Annotated in this window: 16 protein-coding genes and 1 pseudogene; 11 read left to right on the top strand and 6 right to left on the bottom strand. The window is 64.3% G+C overall.

From position 1 onward, the window contains the following. The first annotated feature begins 4 nt into the window (after window positions 1–4). From DFR49_RS16335 to DFR49_RS16320, 4 genes are all read left to right on the top strand, one after another. Complete coding sequence (locus DFR49_RS16335) at window positions 5–718, top strand: HAD family hydrolase (RefSeq protein WP_211325920.1); 714 nt, start codon at window positions 5–7, stop codon at window positions 716–718. A 54-nt stretch (window positions 719–772) separates the two neighbouring features. After that, a complete protein-coding gene (locus DFR49_RS16330; RefSeq protein ID WP_119036748.1) occupies window positions 773–1,360 on the top strand; it encodes a uracil-DNA glycosylase family protein in 588 nt (195 codons plus the stop codon). Between the two features lie 84 nt (window positions 1,361–1,444). Next, the gene (locus DFR49_RS16325) at window positions 1,445–3,712 is read left to right on the top strand and encodes an FdhF/YdeP family oxidoreductase (protein WP_119036747.1); all 2,268 of its coding nucleotides are present in this window, start codon (window positions 1,445–1,447) and stop codon (window positions 3,710–3,712) included. A 9-nt stretch (window positions 3,713–3,721) separates the two neighbouring features. After that, window positions 3,722–4,390 carry a DUF1345 domain-containing protein gene (locus DFR49_RS16320; protein WP_119036746.1) on the top strand — a complete coding sequence of 223 codons (669 nt, stop codon included), beginning with the start codon at window positions 3,722–3,724 and terminating at the stop codon, window positions 4,388–4,390. Between the two features lie 423 nt (window positions 4,391–4,813). Here DFR49_RS16320 and DFR49_RS16315 read toward each other — a convergent pair whose 3' ends face one another. The 3 genes from DFR49_RS16315 to DFR49_RS16305 all read right to left on the bottom strand — a co-directional run bounded on the left by DFR49_RS16315 (window position 4,814) and on the right by DFR49_RS16305 (window position 7,905). Further along, window positions 4,814–5,167: a DUF488 domain-containing protein gene (locus tag DFR49_RS16315; protein WP_119036745.1), complete on the bottom strand. Its 354-nt coding sequence runs from the start codon at window positions 5,165–5,167 to the stop codon at window positions 4,814–4,816. Then, window positions 5,164–6,690 carry an FAD-dependent oxidoreductase gene (locus DFR49_RS16310; protein ID WP_119036744.1) on the bottom strand — a complete coding sequence of 509 codons (1,527 nt, stop codon included), beginning with the start codon at window positions 6,688–6,690 and terminating at the stop codon, window positions 5,164–5,166. Before DFR49_RS16310 ends, DFR49_RS16315 begins: the two co-directional genes overlap by 4 nt. Window positions 6,691–6,849: 159 nt before the next feature. Beyond that, on the bottom strand, window positions 6,850–7,905 hold the full coding sequence (locus DFR49_RS16305; protein ID WP_119037255.1) for an NAD(P)-dependent alcohol dehydrogenase: 1,056 nt from the start codon (window positions 7,903–7,905) through the stop codon (window positions 6,850–6,852). Window positions 7,906–8,176: 271 nt separating this feature from the next. On the opposite strand from DFR49_RS16305, the gene DFR49_RS16300 reads away from it, so the two are divergent. Together DFR49_RS16300 and DFR49_RS16295 are read left to right on the top strand one after the other, a co-directional pair. Next, window positions 8,177–8,431 carry a helix-turn-helix domain-containing protein gene (locus DFR49_RS16300; protein ID WP_119036743.1) on the top strand — a complete coding sequence of 85 codons (255 nt, stop codon included), beginning with the start codon at window positions 8,177–8,179 and terminating at the stop codon, window positions 8,429–8,431. 91 nt (window positions 8,432–8,522) lie between these two features. Then, window positions 8,523–10,205: a SulP family inorganic anion transporter gene (locus DFR49_RS16295; protein WP_119036742.1), complete on the top strand. Its 1,683-nt coding sequence runs from the start codon at window positions 8,523–8,525 to the stop codon at window positions 10,203–10,205. Between the two features lie 58 nt (window positions 10,206–10,263). Here DFR49_RS16295 and DFR49_RS22575 read toward each other — a convergent pair. Continuing rightward, window positions 10,264–10,491, bottom strand: a pseudogene (locus DFR49_RS22575) (helix-turn-helix domain-containing protein); the annotation flags it as partial. A 238-nt stretch (window positions 10,492–10,729) separates the two neighbouring features. Then, on the bottom strand, window positions 10,730–11,905 hold the full coding sequence (locus DFR49_RS16285; protein ID WP_211325919.1) for a 4-hydroxybenzoate 3-monooxygenase: 1,176 nt from the start codon (window positions 11,903–11,905) through the stop codon (window positions 10,730–10,732). Window positions 11,906–11,997: 92 nt separating this feature from the next. Between DFR49_RS16285 and DFR49_RS16280 the strand changes: the two genes are divergently transcribed. Further along, window positions 11,998–12,615, top strand: coding sequence for a TetR/AcrR family transcriptional regulator (locus DFR49_RS16280; protein ID WP_119036740.1), 618 nt, complete (start codon window positions 11,998–12,000; stop codon window positions 12,613–12,615). A 116-nt stretch (window positions 12,616–12,731) separates the two neighbouring features. Here the strand turns inward: DFR49_RS16280 and DFR49_RS16275 are convergent, their stop codons facing one another. Next, the gene (locus tag DFR49_RS16275) at window positions 12,732–13,292 is read right to left on the bottom strand and encodes a TetR/AcrR family transcriptional regulator (protein ID WP_245968603.1); all 561 of its coding nucleotides are present in this window, start codon (window positions 13,290–13,292) and stop codon (window positions 12,732–12,734) included. Window positions 13,293–13,457: 165 nt separating this feature from the next. Here DFR49_RS16275 and DFR49_RS16270 point away from each other — a divergent pair, with 165 nt between their 5' ends. The 4 genes from DFR49_RS16270 to DFR49_RS16255 all read left to right on the top strand — a co-directional run bounded on the left by DFR49_RS16270 (window position 13,458) and on the right by DFR49_RS16255 (window position 18,408). After that, window positions 13,458–14,132 (top strand): O-methyltransferase, encoded by a 675-nt coding sequence (locus DFR49_RS16270; RefSeq protein ID WP_119036738.1) that lies wholly within the window; start codon window positions 13,458–13,460, stop codon window positions 14,130–14,132. 26 nt (window positions 14,133–14,158) lie between these two features. Beyond that, complete coding sequence (locus DFR49_RS16265; RefSeq protein ID WP_119036737.1) at window positions 14,159–15,040, top strand: NmrA family NAD(P)-binding protein; 882 nt, start codon at window positions 14,159–14,161, stop codon at window positions 15,038–15,040. A gap of 504 nt (window positions 15,041–15,544) precedes the next feature. After that, window positions 15,545–16,915 carry a tyrosine-type recombinase/integrase gene (locus DFR49_RS16260; RefSeq protein ID WP_119037254.1) on the top strand — a complete coding sequence of 457 codons (1,371 nt, stop codon included), beginning with the start codon at window positions 15,545–15,547 and terminating at the stop codon, window positions 16,913–16,915. Window positions 16,916–17,388: 473 nt separating this feature from the next. Beyond that, window positions 17,389–18,408, top strand: coding sequence for a LysR family transcriptional regulator (locus tag DFR49_RS16255; RefSeq protein ID WP_170151037.1), 1,020 nt, complete (start codon window positions 17,389–17,391; stop codon window positions 18,406–18,408). Window positions 18,409–18,480 lie beyond the last annotated feature (72 nt).

The following is an 18,480-nucleotide window of genomic DNA, read 5'->3' as shown; positions in this document are numbered from 1 at the left end:
TGGCGTGACGAGGGCCGATGTGATGGTACGCAATTCGTTCCTGTTCGATCTCGACGGGACGCTGGTCGACAGCGTGTACCAGCATGTGCTCGCGTGGCACGAGGCGCTGCGATCGGAGGATATCGCGCTTTCGATCTGGCGCATCCACCGCAAGATCGGGATGAGCGGCGGGCTGTTCGCCGATCAATTGCTGCGCGAGATCGACCGGCCGATCGACGCGACGATGATCCAGCGGCTGCGCGCGCGCCATGCCGAGGCTTATCACCGACTGGCCGATGATGTCGTTCCGCTGCCGGGCGCGCGCGAACTGCTCGAGACGCTGACGACGATGGGCGTGCCCTGGGCGATCGCGACCAGCGGGCGGATCGAGACTGCGGGGGTCAATCTGCGTGCGCTTGGGGTCGATCCCGACCAGAATGTGGTGGTGACGCGCGATCAGGTGCGGTTCGCCAAGCCCGATCCCGACCTGTTCGTCGAGGCGGCGCGGCGGCTCGGGGTGCCGATCGATCATGCGATCGTCGTTGGCGACAGCGTGTGGGACATGCTGGCGGCGGCGCGGTGCCGTGCGCTTGGGGTGGGGCTGCTCTCGGGCGGTTACGGCCGCGAGGAACTCGAACGGAGCTGGGCACTGCGCGTCTATGACGATCCGGCTGATCTGCTGCACCATCTCGACGAGGTGTCGTCGCGTGCTTATGCGGCGGACCATCCGCTCGGGTGAGATAAGCCCACCCTCTGCTTGCGTTCTCCAGGCATCGGGTCGTAATCGCGGACCATGCACGATCCGCTGGCGCAATTGCTCGACGACATTCGCGCGTGCCGCGTTTGCGCCGCCCAATTACCGTACGGCCCGCGGCCGGTGGTGCAGGCGGGGCGCACCGCGCGGCTATGCATCATCAGCCAGGCGCCGGGGCGCAAGGTGCACGAAACCGGGGTGCCGTGGAACGACGCGTCGGGCGATCGGCTGCGCGGCTGGCTGGGGCTGAGCGCGACGCAATTCTACGATCCGGCCAAGGTCGCGATCGTGCCGATGGGGTTTTGCTATCCCGGCAAGGCAGCGTCGGGGGACAATCCGCCGCGCCCCGAATGTGCGCCGCTCTGGCATGCGAAGCTGCTTGCCCAACTGCCCGATATCGCGCTGTCGCTGCTCATCGGCCAATATGCGCAAAGCTATTATCTGGGCGCGCGGCGCAAGCCGACGCTGACCCAAACGGTGACCGCGTGGCGCGAGTATCTGCCGCTGGGCTTCCTGCCGCTGCCGCATCCGTCGCCGCGCAACCAGCCGTGGTTCGCCAAGAATCCGTGGTTCGAGGCCGAATTGCTGCCGAGCGTCCGCGCCACACTCCGCGCGCTCGGGCTGTAGCGCCGCGGACCGATGCGGGTCGCCAACCGCGGCGGAACGTGCTTTACCGGCATCGACGTCGCCAAGTGCTTCGGAGTCTGAATCATGGCTGAGGACCGGCCCCGCTATAAGACCTATGATCGCCCAGCGGGCGGCTGGGGCGCGGCGGCGGCGACGGCGAAGGTGCTGCTCCAGCAAAGCGTCGTCACCAAGGGCTCGCGCGCACTGGTGTCGATGAACCAGCCGGGCGGCTTCAAATGCCCGAGCTGCGCCTATCCCGATTCGGATTGCAAGAAGACGCTCGATTTCTGCGAGAACGGCGCCAAGGCGCTGGCGCACGAGGCGACCAAATTCCGCGTCACGCGCGAATTCTTCGCGCAGCACACCGTCTCGGAGCTGATGGCACAGTCCGATTACTGGCTGGAGATGCAGGGTCGGCTGACCGAGCCGATGCGCTATGATGCGGCGACCGACCGTTATGTGCCGTGCGATTGGGATAGCGCGTTCGCGCTGATCGCCAAACATCTGCGCGCGCTCGACAGCCCCCATCAGGCCGAATTTTATACGTCGGGCCGCACCCCGAACGAGGCGGCGTTTCTCTATTCGATTTTCGTGCGCGAATTCGGGACCAACAACTTCCCCGATTGCTCGAACATGTGCCACGAGCCGACCAGCCGGGGGCTGCCCCATGCGATCGGTGTCGGCAAGGGCACCGTGGTCATGGAGGATTTCGAGCACGCCGAGGCGATCTTCGTGATCGGCCAGAACACCGGCACCAACGCGCCGCGGATGATGACCAACCTGGTCGAGGCACGCAAACGCGGCGTGCCGATCGTCGTCGTCAACCCGATGCCCGAGCGCGCGCTGATGCGCTTCACCGAGCCGCAGGACGTCGTCCAGATGGCCATCTTCGGATCGACCGCGATCGCGAGCGAATTCGTCCATATCGGGATCGGCGGCGATCTCGCGTTTCTCAAGGGCATGATGCGCGCGCTGTTCGAGCGCGAGGCTGGGGGCGAGGAGGTGCTCGACCACGATTTCATCGCCGAGCATACCGCCGGGCTGGATGCGCTGCGCGCCGATGTGATGGGCGTGAGTTGGGCCGAGATCGTCGTGGCATCGGGCGTCGACGAGGGCCAGATCCGCCGCTGTGCGGATATCTATAACGCCTCGCGCGCGACGATGATCTGCTACGGCATGGGGATCACCCAGCACCGCAAAAGCTCGCAACTGGTGCAGCAGATCGCCAATCTGCTGTTGCTTAAAGGAAATTTCGGCAAGCCCGGTGCGGGCATATCGCCGATCCGTGGGCATTCGAACGTGCAGGGCGATCGCACCGTCGGCATCGATGAAAAGCCGACCCCGGCCTATCTCGATCGCGTGCGCGACGTGTTCGGGTTCGAGCCGCCGCGCGAGCACGGCCATCACACGGTGGAATCGGTGGCGGCGATGCTCGACGGGACCGCGAAGGTCTTCATTGGCCTCGGCGGCAATTTCGTCCGTGCGGTGCCCGATACCGAGCGTGCCTATGCGGCGATGCGCGGGCTCGCGCTGACGGTGGCGATCACCACCAAGCTCAACCGCGGGCACGTCGTCCACGGCCGCGACGCGCTGATCCTGCCGGTGATCGCGCGCTCCGAGGAAATCCGCACCACAGCGGGCGAACAGTTCATCACGATCGAGGATTCGTTCTCGAACGTGTCGGCCTCGCGCGGGGTGCTGGAGCCCGCCAGCCCCGATCTGCTGCCCGAGGTCGAGATCGTCTGCCGGATGGCGCGCGCGACCTTGCCCGACAGCAACGTGCGGTGGGAAAGCTATATCGACGATTACGATTTGATCCGCGATCAGATCGCCGAGGTCTATCCCGCGATATACAGCGATTTTTCTGAACGGATCAAAGCGCCGCGCGGGTTCCACCTCGATATTCCGCCGCGCCGCCGCGTCTGGCCGACCCCCAACGGCAAGGCGAATTTCCTCGTTTTGCCGGGGCTGGAAGTGAACCCGCCGGTCGACGACCGCGCGATGCTTCGGCTGGCAACGGTGCGCTCGCACGATCAGTTCAACACCACGATCTACAGCTACAGCGATCGCTATCGCGGGGTGTATAACGATCGCATGGTGCTGTTCATGAACGCCGACGACCGTGCCGAGCGGGGGCTGGCGCCACAGGCGCGGGTAGCCGTCGAAACGATTAGCGGCGACGGCGTCTCGCGGCGCGTCGAAGGGCTCACGGTGATCGACTATCCGATGCCGCGCGGGTCGCTTGCCGGATATTTCCCCGAACTCAACCCGCTGCTGCCGCTCGATCATTATGATCCGACCAGCGGGACGCCCGCCGCCAAGGCGATCCCGGTCCTCGTCACAGCGGCCTAGGCGCAGGCGATGACCGCGCCGTCGGACACCGCATCGGAAATCGTGATCGCCAAGCGGATCGCGCCTGCGCGATTCTTCGTGTTCGGGGCGGTATTCGTGGTCGCGGCGGTCGCGGCGGTCATGATCGGGGTGCCGCCGCGGATCGCGTTGCTGATCGGGTTCGATCTGGCCGCGATCGTCTTTCTCGCCGCGCTGACGCCGTTGCTCAACGACGATGCCGCGACGATGCGACGCACGGCTGCTGCCAACGACGCCCGGCGCGGCGGGTTGCTCGTGCTTACGGTGATGCTCTCGCTGGTGATCCTGGTCGCGGTCGGCACGCTCATTGCCGGCAAGTCCACGCTCGATTGGCCCGCGATCGCGCTGATCGTGGTCACGCTGGCGCTGGCCTGGCTGTTCGCCAACACCGTGTTCATGCTGCACTATGCGCATCTTTATTATCTCGAGGCCGAGGGCGGCGGTGATCGTCGCGGGCTGGAGGTGCCCAAAACACCGACCCCCGATTATTGGGATTTCCTCTATTTCAGCTTCACGCTGGGGATGACCTTCCAGACCTCGGACATCGCAGTTACCGGCGCGCGCATTCGCCGCGTCGTACTGATCCAGTCGATGGCGGCGTTCGTGTTCAACATGGGCATCGTGGCGTTCGCGGTGAATGCGCTCGGCGGGATGGGGTAGAGCCTGCCCCGGCGAAGGCACGAAAAAGAAGAATTGGTTCGCGCGGAGGCGCGGAGGCGCGGAGAGTCGGCGTGCTTTTGCTTCCGTCTCGCGTCAGCGAGACCTTGATGCCCGTGTCTGCCGGGACGTGATTGGGCCGCTGGCGCGGGCGACGGTGCCGCGAACGATATATCTCCGCGTCTCCGCGCCTCCGGGTGAATCATTCTTTTTCGAGTCGGTCGGGTATGACCCTGGACTCCCGCTTTCGCGGGAGAACTTGGGTGCGGGAGAAGGAGGGCATCACCGCAGTGGCGCGTGAAGAATGGTTCGCGCGGCGGTGCGGAGACGCGGAGAGAGACGGCGCGTTTTGTCTCCGTCTCGCGTCAGCGAGACCGTGAAGTCGGGGGCGAACGGATCAGCGTAGCATCATCGGACGCTGGCGCCTCAGCCCCCGCCGGTCAGAACCTCGTGCAGGACGACGGCATCATTATGCGCCTCGTCATGCGCGCTATAGACCAGGGTGACGACGTGCTTTTCGGCCAGCGCGCGCAGGCGTTCGAGTTCGGCGGGATGCGTGGCGAGTTCGGCGCGGTAGCGGCGTTGGAATTCGTCCCAGCGCGCCGGATCGTGGCCGAACCATTTGCGCAATTCGGTGCTCGGCGCGATCTCTTTCATCCAGTCGTCGAGCGCGGCGCTGGCCTTGCTCACCCCGCGTGGCCACAGTCGATCGATCAGGATGCGGACGCCATCCTCGGGGGTGGCGGGTTCGTACGCACGCTTGAGTTTGAGGCGGATCATGCCGATAGCGCGCTTTCGAACGCGGCCTCGGCGTCGAGCGATGCGCGGTCGCGCCCGATCGTCGCCACTGCAAGCCGCGTATCCTGCCGCCAATAGGTCACGGTGCAATCGTGCGCGGCGGGATCGCCGTCGATCTCGATCCGGTCCCATCGTTCGGCATGGCCGACATAGTTGATCACGACGTCGTAATGCTGGCTCCAGAAGAACGGGATCGCGGCGAAGCGCTCCCGCCGGCCGAGCATGTTGCGTGCCGCCGCCGTGCCCTGTCGCTCGGCGACTGCCCAATGTTCGACGCGGATATTGTCGCCGGACCGCGCGTCGGGCCAGCGCGCGATATCGCCCGCCGCGAAGATGCCGGGCGCGCTCGTTTCGAAGCAAGCGTCGACCAGCACGCCGCGGTCGGTGGCGAGCCCGGCGGCCTCGGCAAGCGCGATATCGGGGCGGACACCGATTCCGGTGACAACCAGGTCGGCGGCCAGGTCGGCGCCGGTCGATAAGGTCACGCGATCGGGGTGAATCGCGGTGAGCGTGGTTTCGAGATGGAAGATCACCCCATGCGCTTCATGGAGCGCCTTCACCGCGTCGCCGATTGCCGCGCCCAGCACGCGTTCCATCGGCCGCTTGTCGGGGGCGACGACGTGCACCTCGATCCCGCGCGTGCTGAGCGATGCCGCGGCTTCGAGGCCGATGAAACTCGCGCCGACGATGACGCAGCGCTTCGCCGTATCGAGCCGCGCGATCAGCGCGTCGGCGTCCGCCAGCGTCCGCAGGACGTGGACATGCGGCTGATCGGTGCCGGGGATCGCGAGCCGGACGGGGCTGGCCCCGGTCGCGAGAAGCAGCGCGCCGTATTCGAGCTGGCTGCCGTCGTCGAGCGTGAGCGATTTCCGCGCCGGATCGATCACGGTGACGCGGGTGCGCAGCCGCACGTCGATCCGCCGATCGACATAGAAATCGGCCGAGCGCAGCGGAATCCATTCGGGCGGCGCTGACCCCGCGAGATAATCCTTCGACAGATTGGGCCGATCGCAAGGCAAGGCGGCATCGGCGCTGATCAGGGTGATCGGTCCCTGATAGCCTTCGCGCCGCAGCGTTTCGATGGCGGCATTGCCCGCCGCGCCGCCGCCGACGACGACGATCGAAGCGGGCAGGGCGGGAGCCGCCAGTTCGGGCGCGCGATGTTCGGGCAATTCTTCGCGGGCGAAGGCGCGGCCGTCGCGCACCTCCACCCGCCAGCGTTTGAGGTCGTTGAGCGCCGGCGCATGGGGCCGGCCGGTGCGCAGGTTGAAACAGGCGTGGTGCCACGGGCAGCGGATCGTCTCGCCGACCACCAGCCCTTCGGCCAGCGGCCCGCCATAATGCGTGCACGTGGCAGCGACCGCGAACAAGTCGCCGTCCCGCGCCACCAGCAGCGCGGCCTCGTCGCCGACATGGCCCGCCAGCACGCCGTCGTCGGCGATCCCGGCGAGGGGGATGCCTTGCGTGAAATCTGGTCCGGTCGGTGGCGAAGAATCCTGCCCCATTGCCTGTCTCCTTGCTCGTGCGCGCGGCGCGGGCAAGTGTCGTTGGCGGCCCTGGTGGCCGGCGGCCCCGCGTCAGATCAGCATATAGGGTCTGGCGCCCGTCCTCGCGAGCGCTTGCCCTGCACGATCAGATGCGCGGTGCCGCCAGAGGTTCCCGCATCAGGCGGCCAGCGTCGCATTGTCGATGACGAAGCGGTATTTCACGTCGCTGCGCTGCATCCGATCATAAGCCTCGTCGATCTGTTCGATGCGGATCATCTCGATATCGGAGACGACGCCGTGCTCGGCGCAGAAATCGAGCATTTCCTGCGTCTCGGCGATGCCGCCGATCAGCGACCCGGCGATCGCGCGGCGCTTGAAGATCAGCGATGCGACATTGGGGGCGGGGTGCGGATGTTCGGGCACGCCGACCAGCACGAGCGTGCCGTCACGGGTGAGCAACTTGGCGAAGGCATCGAGATCGTGGTTGGCGGCGACGGTATCGAGGATCATGTCGAAGCTGCCCGCGTGCGCTGCCATCTCCTCGGCGGTGCGCGAGTTGACGACCTCGTCGGCGCCGAGCGCGCGGGCGCTGTCACGCTTGCTCTCGGAGGTGGTGAAGGCGACGACATGCGCGCCCATCGCGTGTGCGATCTTGATCCCCATATGGCCGAGCCCGCCGATCCCGACGACCCCGATCTTCTTGCCCGGCCCCGCCTTCCAATGCCTGAGCGGCGAATAGGTGGTGATCCCCGCACACAGCAGCGGCGCCACCGCGGCAAGTTGTTCCTCAGGGTGGCGGATCTTGAGCACGAACTTATCGCGGACCACGATCGCTTGCGAATAGCCGCCCAGCGTGTGGCCGGGCGCGTCGGGGGTCGGGGCGTTGTAGGTGCCGACAAAGCCCGATCCGGTGCAATATTGCTCGAGCCCCTCCTCGCAGGATGGGCACGCCTGGCAGCTATCGACCATGCAGCCGACGCCGACCGTCTCCCCCACCGCGAAATCGGTCACCTCGTCGCCCACCGCGCGGACGTGGCCGACGATCTCATGGCCGGGGACGCACGGGTAATGCGTGCCGCCCCACTCGCTGCGGACCTGATGAAGGTCCGAATGGCAGACGCCGCAATAGGCGATCTGGATAACGACATCGTGGGGGCCGGGCTCGCGGCGAGTGATCGTTAGCGGCTCGAGCGGGCGATCGGCGGCGTGGGCGCCGTAAGCTTTGGTGGACATGCGACTCTCCTCGACGACGACGCCCGGCGGGGGCGCACGGACCTGCCGAAGATAGGGGCCGCCGGCGCGGAATATTAGGGTCGATCGATATTCCGTTCTGGCGGCCTGAAAACGGCGGCTTTTCGCGCTTCCGGTGCTCACGTGCCTTGAGGACGCCCAATCGCCGTTTCTGCCGCTTTCGCCACGCCGTCCGCGCTCACGGCGCTGATATGCTCGACATCAGGGATCATGTTTCATATATGTACTTAGCATTCTAAGGCATGAGTCTATAATGATCACGGCAGCACAGATGCGCGCGGCGCGCGCGCTCCTTGGGATCGACCAGCGCCAGTTGGCGGAAATGGCCGGCCTGTCGGTGCCGACCATCCAGCGCATGGAAGCGAGCGAGGGCAATGTCCGCGGCGTGATCGATACGCTGATCAAGCTGATCGAGGCCCTCGACAAGGCCGGGATCGAATTGATCGGCGACAATGCCGTGAGCGCGGGCGGCGGGCGCGGCGTGCGGTTGAAGGCATCACCCTCCTGATCCTCGCCCTCCGAACGAACAAACGCGCGGCGCCGACCACGATCATCCGGCCGACGATCCCGCCCGACAGGTGGCAGAAGAAAGGATCGTCATGGCCGCCACGATAGCGAAGCCGAGTTTTCTGGACCTTTATACGCCCAAGCTGTTCACGGTCCTGAAGGAAGGCTATGGGCTGGCGAACCTGAAGGCCGATACGATTTCGGGCCTGACGGTCGCGATCGTCGCGCTGCCGCTCTCGATGGCGATCGCAATCGCATCGGGCGTGACGCCGGATCGGGGGCTCTACACCTCCATCATCGGCGGTTTCATCGTCTCGGCGTTCGGCGGCAGCCGTTTTCAGATCGGCGGGCCGGCCGGCGCATTCATCGTGCTGGTTTCCGCGACCGTCGCGCAGCACGGTGTCGAGGGCCTGTTGCTGGCGGCGTTCCTGTCCGGGCTGATGCTGGCGGCGATCGGGCTGCTGCGGCTCGGCACCTTCATCAAATATATTCCCTATCCGGTCACCGTCGGTTTCACCGCCGGCATCGCCATGATCATCTTCGCAAGCCAGATCCGGGACCTGCTGGGCCTGAGCCTGGCCAAAGAGCCGGGGCCGCTGCTGCCGAAGCTGGTGGCGATCGGCGGTGCGCTGCCGACGATCAATCCGGCGGCGGTGCTGGTTGCCTTGGGCACGATCGCGATCATCGTGGGCGTCCGGCGCTTTCGGCCGCATTGGCCGTCCTTTATCATCGCGGTGGCGATCGCCGCTGCCGTTGCCGCATTGAGCGGCATGCCGGTCGAGACGATCGGCACCCGTTTCGGCGGTATCCCGCAGGCGCTGCCGATGCCGCATCTGCCGGACATCAGCTATGCACGCGTGATCGCGGTGTTGCCCAACGCCCTGTCGTTCGCGCTACTCGGCTGCATCGAGAGCCTGCTCTCGGCGGTCGTCGCCGATTCCATGACCGGACGCCGGCACCGATCGAATTGCGAGTTGCTGGCTCAGGGGATCGCCAACATCGCCTCTCCGCTTTTCGGCGGTATCTGCGTCACCGGCAATATCGCCCGCACCGCGACCAACGTGCGCGCCGGCGCGCACGGCCCGGTGTCCGGGATGCTGCATTCGGTCTTTCTGCTGCTTTTCATCCTGATCGCCGCGCCGCTCGCGTCCTACATTCCGCTGGCGGCATTGGCGGGCGTGCTCGCCGTGGTCGCCTGGAACATGGCAGAGAAGCATGAATTCGCGACGCTGATCCGCGCCTCGCGGGGCGACGCCGTCGTCCTGCTCGTGACGTTCCTGCTCGTGATCTTCCGCGATCTGACGCAAGGGATCCTGGTCGGCTTCGCGCTCAGCTCGCTGCTGTTCCTGCACCGCATGGCGCAGGCAGCCGAAGTCGAAAACGTCGTGTCGATTGCCGAAGAAGACAGGGCCGACACCGTCAATGGGAACGGACGCCATCCTTATGAGGCGGGCCTTGCGACCGATCCGGATGTCGCTGTCGTGCGCGTCTCCGGTGCGTTCTTCTTCGGCGCTGCGGCCGCCGTCGGCGCGGCGCTGGATCGGATCGGCGATCGACCAAAGGCGTATATTTTCGACCTGTCGGCCGTTTCGATGCTGGATTCGACGGGCGCCGCGACGATCGAGGGCTTTGTGCGCAAGGCCAGCCAGCGCGGTGCGGCCGTCTATATCGCGGGCGCAAAGCCGACCGTCCGCCGCACCCTTCTCGTTCACGGCATGAAGCCGCCGCGCGTTTATTTCCGGCACACGCTCGAAGATGCCGTCGCCAGGGCGTAGCCCACCTCCGGCATCCGGACCGATGGCCTGCTGCCGGCTGTCGCTGCTCATTGCGAAACATGGTCACGAAGCTTGGCACGCTCTCATAGCCGAGATTAGTGGCGACCTGCTGGATCGAGGCCCCGCCCGTGAGCCGTTCCACTGCGAGGATCACGCCGAGCTGCTGGCGCCAGCGCCCGAAGCTCATGCCCGTCTCCCGGCTCATCAGGCGCCCCAACGTCCGCGCGCTCAGGCCCGCTTTGTCGGCCCAGGCATCGAGCGTTCCCCGATCTGCGGGCGAGGCCATCATCAGGTCGATGGTCTTGCGAAGGCGCGGGTCGGTGGGCATCGGAAGATGCAGGTCTTCGACCTTTGCTACAGCGAGTTCATCGAGCAGCACAGCCATCAGCCGTGAGGGTCGCTTGAGCTTGGCCGCGGCGAGCCCCGAGGAGGGGTGAGCATTGCGCTATTGTACTTCGCGTTGACGGATAGCGGCGTTGCGGAGTCCCAAGGCGATCGTCGCCAGTGCGACGATACCGATGACTTTAGGCGACACCGCGTTGGAAATCGCTGTGGAGGCGTCCCGCTACCGGCGAGCTGAACAGTTCGTCGAGCCGGGCACGCGCCGTCATTTGCCGGAATGGACCATGGAGCGCCGGATTGCCGGCGTCGTGCATGGTGTCGGTCATCCAGGCGCTGAACTCCTGATAGCGCCACAGCCGTGGCAGCACCGTGTCCGAGTAGCCAGCCAGCGCAGCGACCTCGCCATCGCACAGGGCGCTGACCAACGCCTGGGCCAGCATATCCACGTCGAACAGCGCAAGGTTCATGCCCTTGGCACCCGTCGGCGGAACGAGATGCGCTGCATCGCCAGCCAGAAACAGGCGGTTGTGCTGCATCGGGAAACGCATGACGGAGCGCAGCGGCACGAAGTCCTTGTCGTGGATCTCCACATTCTCGAGAGCGCTGTCGCCGGTCCGCAGACGAATCTCGTCCCAAATGCGCTCGTCGGGCCAATCCTCCGGCCCGTCTGTGAGAGCGCACTGGAGATAATAGCGGCTGCGCTTTGGTCCGCGCGGGAGTTGGGCGACGAAACCGTGGTCGCTGATACCCATGATCGGGTGGCCGGTCACCGGCGCCTCGACCAGCGCGGCGAGCCAGGCATAACCAAATTCGTGCGTGATCGTGGTCAGTACGCCATCGGGAATCGAGGCACGGCTGACGCCCCGGTCGGCATCGCAACCCGCGATATAGTCGCAATCGATGGCGTGCGCGCCGCCGGCATCGCGATAGCCCACTTGCGGGCGAACAGCGTCCTCGTTGCGGATGGTGATCTCGCTTACGCCGAAGCGCACGTCGCCGCCGATTTCGTCGATCAGCACGCGCAGCAGGTTAGTGACCAGCATCTGCTGTGTGCAGAACCGGCCCTCGCTCGCCTCGTCACCCAGGATTTCGAACACGCGGCCGACGCCGTTGACGCGATATTCGATCGTCTGTGCCACTGGCCCCGATAGCAGCCGATCCGCCAGGTCCCAGCGTTCAAACATCCGCACATTCTGCGCATCCACCACGCCCGCGCGCTGCCGCGTCTCGACATAGGCGCGGTCCCGCCGTTCCAGCACGACGCATCGTATGCCGGCCGTATGTAGGAACGTCGCCAGGGTTAGTCCCGCAACGCCCGCACCGATGATGACGATCGGGGCTTCTTCTCGATTCTGCATGAGTCTGCCTTCCATCGGCTTGATGTCTCGGCAGACAAAATATAAGTAAATGATTGCGTTAACTAATCACATTCCGCTGGAAAGCCGCCCCATTGGCCCGCCGCATCGATATAGCCCCGAAGAAGCTGCCCAGGCAGCGCCGTGCCATTGCGACGGTCGAGGCATTGGTGGAGGCAGCTACTTATATTCTGACCCGCGAGGGACTCGGCGGGTTCACGGCCAACAAGGTGGCCGACAAGGCAGGCGTGAATATTGCCTCCTTCTACCAGTATTTTCCGAACAAGGAGGCGCTGGTCTTCCACATCGTGCGGCAAACATGGGATCGGCAACTTGCGCGGCTTTCCCCCATCCTGACGCGTCCCGGCGACGAACATGGCGTCAAGCTGCGCGATTTCGTTCGCGAGTTCTTTCTGATCGAAGCAGCGGAGGTCGATCTGCGCCGCGCGTTGCGTGCAGCGTCGGTGGACCTGCGGGAAACCGAGGAATTTCGGGCGCTCCTCTCGGCGGGTGAGGAGATGACGCAGCGCTTCGTTGCGGAGGCCCTCAAGAGCAGTACGTCGAATGACCTCGACTTCATCGTTCGGTTCATCGTGCTCCTAACCACGAGCTTCGCCGAGCGGACGACGGACGAGGGAACCGCGGGCGCTGAACTCATCCGGCAGGCCGATCTGCTTACCGATATGCTGATCGCGCAATTCGGAATCGCCTGAGCATTGCGCTTCGATGACGGCTTGCGGATTATTTGGCCTCCAAGGCCCGGCGTGGCGGACAGTAGCCCGTATGCCTGGAGAAGCAGGCGAATCCGCCGGCTGCACAATATCTGCGGCTATCCGACTTTGCCTGCCAACTGAGTGAGGAATGCGCCGAACATGTCCGCCATGGCGTCGGCATAGGCCGCGATCTCCTGCTCCGCTCTCTGCGTTTCCGAGAAGCGGCTACCGACCTGCGTCAGCGTCGTTTCGATGAGATCGGCGGTGCGCGCGATCGTCTCCTGTGGGAGTCCCGGCAGGGCTTCTCGCATGAAATCGAGGATGATGAGCGATCCAGCCTCGCGCGCGGCGTCGGCTTCGGGCGCATCACGGTAGAGCGGCGCCGCGTCGCCAAGCGCCATCCGTACTTCGGCCTCGTCACATTCCGAGCGAAGGAACGCATGGACAAGCGTTCGCAGCCGCTCGAGGGGCGGTTGGCGCCTGTCCTCCAATATCTCGCGCAGCAATTCGCTCGTCTGGTGCCACTCGTCGCTCTGGAGCCGGAACAGGATCGCCGCCTTGTTCGGGAAATACTGGTACAGCGATCCCACACTCACACCCGCCCGCTCCGCGACGCGGGCCGTGGTGAATCGGGCCGCCCCTTCGGCGCGCAGAACCTGAACAGCCGCGTCCAGCACGGCCGCGACGAGGTCATTCGCGCGGGCCTGCCTGGGTTGTTTTCGCGAGGAAAGCTGCGGCCTTGGGCGCTGCGCGATGGTCGTCCTCCGGGATGCGAATAGCGAACCTGACGAACTATTCGTATTTTTCGATGCATCGCAAGACGCTTTTTCAAGGAGCTTTCCATGACCACTCTGACCGCGAGCCCGGTTGCCCCATTGCTCGACCGGCTCTTCACCGAAGCCGATGCTTCCGATCCTGCGACCACGCCCTCGATCGCGGATTATTGGAACGGCCTAACCGCCGAGGACAAGGCGCGGCTGGTGCGCAGCCGCACCGATTACAGAGACCTCTACAGCCGGATGAAGGATGTGCCGCTAGCCGTCTCGCGCCAGACGGGCGACCTGCTCTACATGCTGGCACGCTCGATGCGGGCGACATCCGTCGTCGAGTTCGGCACCTCCTTCGGCCTGTCGACGATCTGCCTCGCCGCCGCGCTGCGCGATAATGGCGGGGGACGGCTCATCACGAGCGAGTTCGAACCGTCGAAGGTCGTCCGCGCCAAAGCCAATCTTGCCGAGGCGGGTCTTGCCGACCTCGTCGAGTTCCGGGAAGGCGACGCGCTGGAAACGCTCGCAAGCGATCTGCCCGAGAGCGTGGACCTGCTGCTGCTCGACGGCGCGAAGGCGCTCTATCCGGATGTCCTAGATCTTGTCGCATCGCGCCTGCGGTCGGGAGCTTTGATCGTCGCGGACAATGCCGACTTCTGCCCGCCCTATGTGGAACGCGTCCGCGCACCGGATAGCGGCTATCGGTCCGTGCCGTTCGCGGAGGACATCGAACTCACGATCCGCCTTTGAACAGCCCCGAGTCACAGGGAAACACCATGATCGTCGTTACCGCCCCCACCAGCCAGATCGGCAGCAAGGTCGTCAGCCATCTCCTCACCGCCGGCGCCCGCTTGCGTCTCATCGTGCGCGATGCCGGCAGACTGCCCGCCGACGTGCGCGAGCGAACCGAAATCGTCGAAGGGTCGCATGGCGACGCCGCGATCGTGGACCGGGCCTTCAGCCGCGCCGATGCCGTGTTCTGGCTCGTCCCGCCCGATATGACCAGGAGCCTTGACGAAGCCTGGCTCGGCTTCACGCGACCCGCGGCGGAAGCATTGCGGTGGCACGCCGTGCCGCGGGTCGTTTCCATCACCGCGCTGGGGCGCGGGACGCCCTGGCAGGAAAAGGCCGGCCCGGTGAGTGCATCGATCCGGGCCGACGACATGCTGATGGCGAGCGGCGCCGCCTTCCGCGGCCTCGCCATGCCGTCGTTCATGGAGAATACCGCGCGGCAGGCCAGTGCGATCAGAGACAGTGGCCTGTTCTTCGGGCCTATCGATCCCGACAAGAAGTTGCCGTTCACCGCGACCCGTGACATGGCCGCGGTCGCCGCCCGTCTGCTCGGCGACGAGAACTGGACGGGACAGGAGGATGTCCCGGTGCTTGGGCCGGAGGAATTGTCCTTCAATGACCAGGCGGCGATCATGTCGGACGTGCTCGGCCGCGAGGTTCGCTACCGGCAGATCAGCTACGCGCAGTTCCGGCAGCAGTTTCTCGACCGCGGCGCGAGCGAATCCCTGGCGCAAGGCTATGTCGATATGTATCGGGCCAAGGAGGAAGGCATCGACGATGCCGCATCGCATGCCGCCATCGAGCGGGGTGTGACGAGCTTTCGGACGTTTTGCGAGCAGGTCCTGCGTCCGGCGATCCTGAGCTGAATATCCGACCTTGGGGGGGCTTTTTTGCCTGCGGAACGCACGGCCGAATCGCGCGAGCCGCTTGTTTGATCGGCACCGCTTTGAGCCGGCTGATCGCGCTTCCTCGTTGGATGTCCGATCACTCCGAGTTCAGTCGCTGGTGAGATTCGCGCTACGAATTTTCTGCAGAAATCCAGGGGAATAGCAGGGCGTCACTGTCGGAGCTGGTGAGTTTCGCGATCGGCCAGGCCAGAAATGGGGAAGCCAGCATCGCTTCAAAGAACTGATTTTAGTAGAGAATTTGGCGCACCCGACAGGATTCGAACCTGTGGCCTCTGCCTTCGGAGCTAGAAACGCAACGCTACTCCAGACTGCGCCAACCCTCGCCAAAGCCCGATAAGATGTTGTATCTTATCGGTTTTCTTGACAACGAGGGTCCGCCAAGATACCCCAATGGACGCCAACCTTTTCGATTTGTTGGTGAGTTTTTGGTGAGTTTTTTTGGACCTCTCTGGCGAGGTGAATATGCCAAAGCTAACAAAATCCGTCGTCGACAAGTCGCTGCCGCGCGAAAGCCAATACACCATCTGGTGCAGTGAGCTGAAGGGCTTCGGCGCCTTCATCCTGCCGTCGGGCACGCGAACATACTTCGTGGACTACCGAAACGCCAACAATGTCCGCCGGCGCATGAAACTCGGTCGTCACGGCACGGTGACCGCTGAACAGGCCCGCACGCTTGCAATCCAGGCGTTGGCGGAAGTCGCCAAAGGCAACGACCCGCTGGAGAACCGCAACAGCGCCCGCAAGGCGATAACGGTGAAGGAGCTTTGCGAGCATTATATCAAGGAACTTGAGGAGGGCCGGATTCTCGGTAAGGGTGGCCGTCCGAAGAAGGCCAGCACCAAAGTCACTGACCTCGGTCGCATCAACCGGCATATAATTCCGCTGATAGGCAAGGTGCAGGTTACCCACCTGACCAAGGCGGATGTGACCGCCATGATGAAGGACATCATGGCGGGGAAGACGCGCCTCAGCGAAAAGACCACGAAGCTGCGCGGCAGGTCCGTCGTTCGTGGGGGATATGGCGCGGCGAGCCGCACCGTCGGGCTGCTGGGTGGCATTCTCAGCTATGCGCGCGATGAACTTGGGATCATCGAAATCAATCCGGCCCATGGGGTGCGCAAGCCCAAGGATGCCGTGAGGACACGCCGGCTGAACGAGGATGAGTATCGGGCGCTGGGACGCATTCTGAAAGATGCGGCCCTCGATGATAGATATACGCGGACCACGGAGATCATCCAGTTGCTGGCCCTGACAGGCTGCCGCCGTGCCGAAATCATCGAGGTCCGATGGTCGGAAATTGATAGCGCAGGCAGCGCGTTCCGGCTGGACGACACCAAGGAAGGGCAGTCTGTCCGACCAATCGGGCTCCCCGTCCTGGAATATTTTGATGAACGGCGGTCAGAGGGCACCGAGGGTGAAAGCCTCTATGCGTTTCCGGGCCGGGATGATGAGAAGGCATTCGGGAGCTTTCCCCGCCATTGGGAGAAGATCTTCCAGGACACCGAACTGAAGGACGTCACGGCCCATGTCCTTCGCCATAGCTTCGCCAGCATAGCCAATGACCTCGGATTTACCGAGATCACGATCGCCGCGCTTTTGGGCCACGCATCGGGGTCGATCACCAGCCGATACGTGCATACGCTCGATGCGGCACTGGTCATGGCGGCAGACACTGTCTCGGGATACATCCAGGCCCTGATGGACGGGGCAGAACTGTCCCACACGCACTACGCCCTTGATCGCGGCTCCAGGAAGGCGGCGCTGGCCCGGTTCCTTGCGCCCCGGTCCGATGTCCCGGAAAAGGAAGTCGGCAAGGAGCGCCTTGCAGCATAACTCATAGTCGTTCCGCAACTCATCCCGCCCTCGACAACATGTATGGTCGAGGGCGGAAACCTGAGATCGAAATTATCGAAATCTGGCGCTTTCCTTTTCTGCGGCCACGAAGACGTTGCAAGCACCGTGGCCGCGGTTGTTCAACCTTCGCCCATCCCCTCGGCGGGCTTCTTGGCCGCGCCCACCTTGACCTTGGCCTCGATCCGTTTGCTGACCCCGACGTCGGCGCTCTTCCAGTTGCCGCACGAACGGCATTGCGTGAGCGCTCACACCCCCTTGGAAGTTTCATCGTGAGGGATGCACACGCGCTGTGCGTATAGCCATTGTGCAGGGAAGACGGAGAAAATGATGAAGCCTTTTGTTCTTCCGATTGCCGCTCTCGCGCTGACTCCGACGTCCTCGCTCGGGCAAGGCTAAGATGCCGGCAGGTGATTCCCAGGTTATGACTGGAAATGGCCGACAGGCACATAACATTGGCGGATAAGGAAAATCTTGCCTTCGCCAGCCGGCTGTTGTCCCGTGGAATAGATCTGGTTTCGGTCGTCCAGGCGCTTGTCGTGGCGGAGTATCTCAGCTTCAGCGCGGCGGCGAGCGCGCTCGGGGTTCGGCAATCGGGTGTCAGCAAGCGCATCAGGTTGCTGGAAGAAAACCTTGGAGTAACCTTGTTTGAGCGTGGTGCGCGTGGCGTGCGCACGACACTCGCCGGCGAGTCTTTTCTCATGCATGCCCGGTGTGTGATGCTCCAATTTGATAGCGCAATTGCTTCTGCGCGTCAGGCTGGACGGGGCGAACAGGGAACGTTGCGCATAGGCGTGTTCACCTCATTGGCTGGCGGCTTTCTGCGCGATCTGGTGCTTGAGTTCCGAAACGCTCATCCGCTGGTGCGCATCGATGTTCGCGAGGGTGATCGCCGTGTGCATATCAGCGAGGTTCGCCGCCATTCCCTCGATGTGGTGATAGCGACCGGGAATGCCGAAGTGATCGGTTGCGACACTGCTGAGCTTTGGCAGGAACGAGTGCATGTCGCGTTGCCGCAGGATCATCCGCTTGCCGAGCGTCTGGAACTGCATTGGTCAGACATTCGCGATGAACAGTTCATGGTTTCGGAATACCCTCCTGGGCCGGAAATCCATGACTATGTCGTGATGCGCATTGCTGATTACAGCCATTATCCGGTGATCGAGCGACGCGGTGTTCAGCAGGAAATGCTGATGAGCATGGTCGGCATGGGATTTGGGATCAGCCTGGTGTCAGAGGGGTGGGTAGCACTTGGCATTCCCGGCGTTGTCATGCGGCCGCTCGCTGAGGAGGCCGATGTTGTGCCGTTCAGTGCAATCTGGTCGCCGGGCAACGACAATCCGGTGCTGCGGCGCTTTATCAGCGCGGCCCATGTGATGGCGGGTCGCGCGCGCCGCGGAACATCAGATTGGGCAAGCATTGGCAGTCTTGGGCCAGGGGACGAGGTTAACGCGACCCCGAAAGCGCCCTCTTGAACTGTCGGACGTGTATGACGTCACTGCACACACTACTGCGGCGCGCTATTTCATCGGTCTGATGGCTTCGCT

This window comes from Hephaestia caeni (genome assembly GCF_003550065.1).
Taxonomy (GTDB): domain Bacteria; phylum Pseudomonadota; class Alphaproteobacteria; order Sphingomonadales; family Sphingomonadaceae; genus Sphingomonas; species Sphingomonas caeni_A.
The sequence above is the reverse complement of the archived record's forward strand: the minus strand, read 5'-3'. Positions and strand labels throughout refer to the sequence as shown.

Coding starts and splice junctions, on each gene's coding strand:
- DFR49_RS16320 (WP_119036746.1), top strand. CDS start 3,722: ATGACCGCGCCGTCGGACACCGCATCGGAAATCGTGATCGCCAAGCGG.
- DFR49_RS16315 (WP_119036745.1), bottom strand. CDS start 5,167: ATGATCCGCCTCAAACTCAAGCGTGCGTACGAACCCGCCACCCCCGAG.
- DFR49_RS16325 (WP_119036747.1), top strand. CDS start 1,445: ATGGCTGAGGACCGGCCCCGCTATAAGACCTATGATCGCCCAGCGGGC.
- DFR49_RS16295 (WP_119036742.1), top strand. CDS start 8,523: ATGGCCGCCACGATAGCGAAGCCGAGTTTTCTGGACCTTTATACGCCC.
- DFR49_RS16310 (WP_119036744.1), bottom strand. CDS start 6,690: ATGGGGCAGGATTCTTCGCCACCGACCGGACCAGATTTCACGCAAGGC.
- DFR49_RS16270 (WP_119036738.1), top strand. CDS start 13,458: ATGACCACTCTGACCGCGAGCCCGGTTGCCCCATTGCTCGACCGGCTC.
- DFR49_RS16330 (WP_119036748.1), top strand. CDS start 773: ATGCACGATCCGCTGGCGCAATTGCTCGACGACATTCGCGCGTGCCGC.
- DFR49_RS16285 (WP_211325919.1), bottom strand. CDS start 11,905: ATGCAGAATCGAGAAGAAGCCCCGATCGTCATCATCGGTGCGGGCGTT.
- DFR49_RS16265 (WP_119036737.1), top strand. CDS start 14,159: ATGATCGTCGTTACCGCCCCCACCAGCCAGATCGGCAGCAAGGTCGTC.
- DFR49_RS16260 (WP_119037254.1), top strand. CDS start 15,545: ATGCCAAAGCTAACAAAATCCGTCGTCGACAAGTCGCTGCCGCGCGAA.
- DFR49_RS16305 (WP_119037255.1), bottom strand. CDS start 7,905: ATGTCCACCAAAGCTTACGGCGCCCACGCCGCCGATCGCCCGCTCGAG.
- DFR49_RS16300 (WP_119036743.1), top strand. CDS start 8,177: ATGATCACGGCAGCACAGATGCGCGCGGCGCGCGCGCTCCTTGGGATC.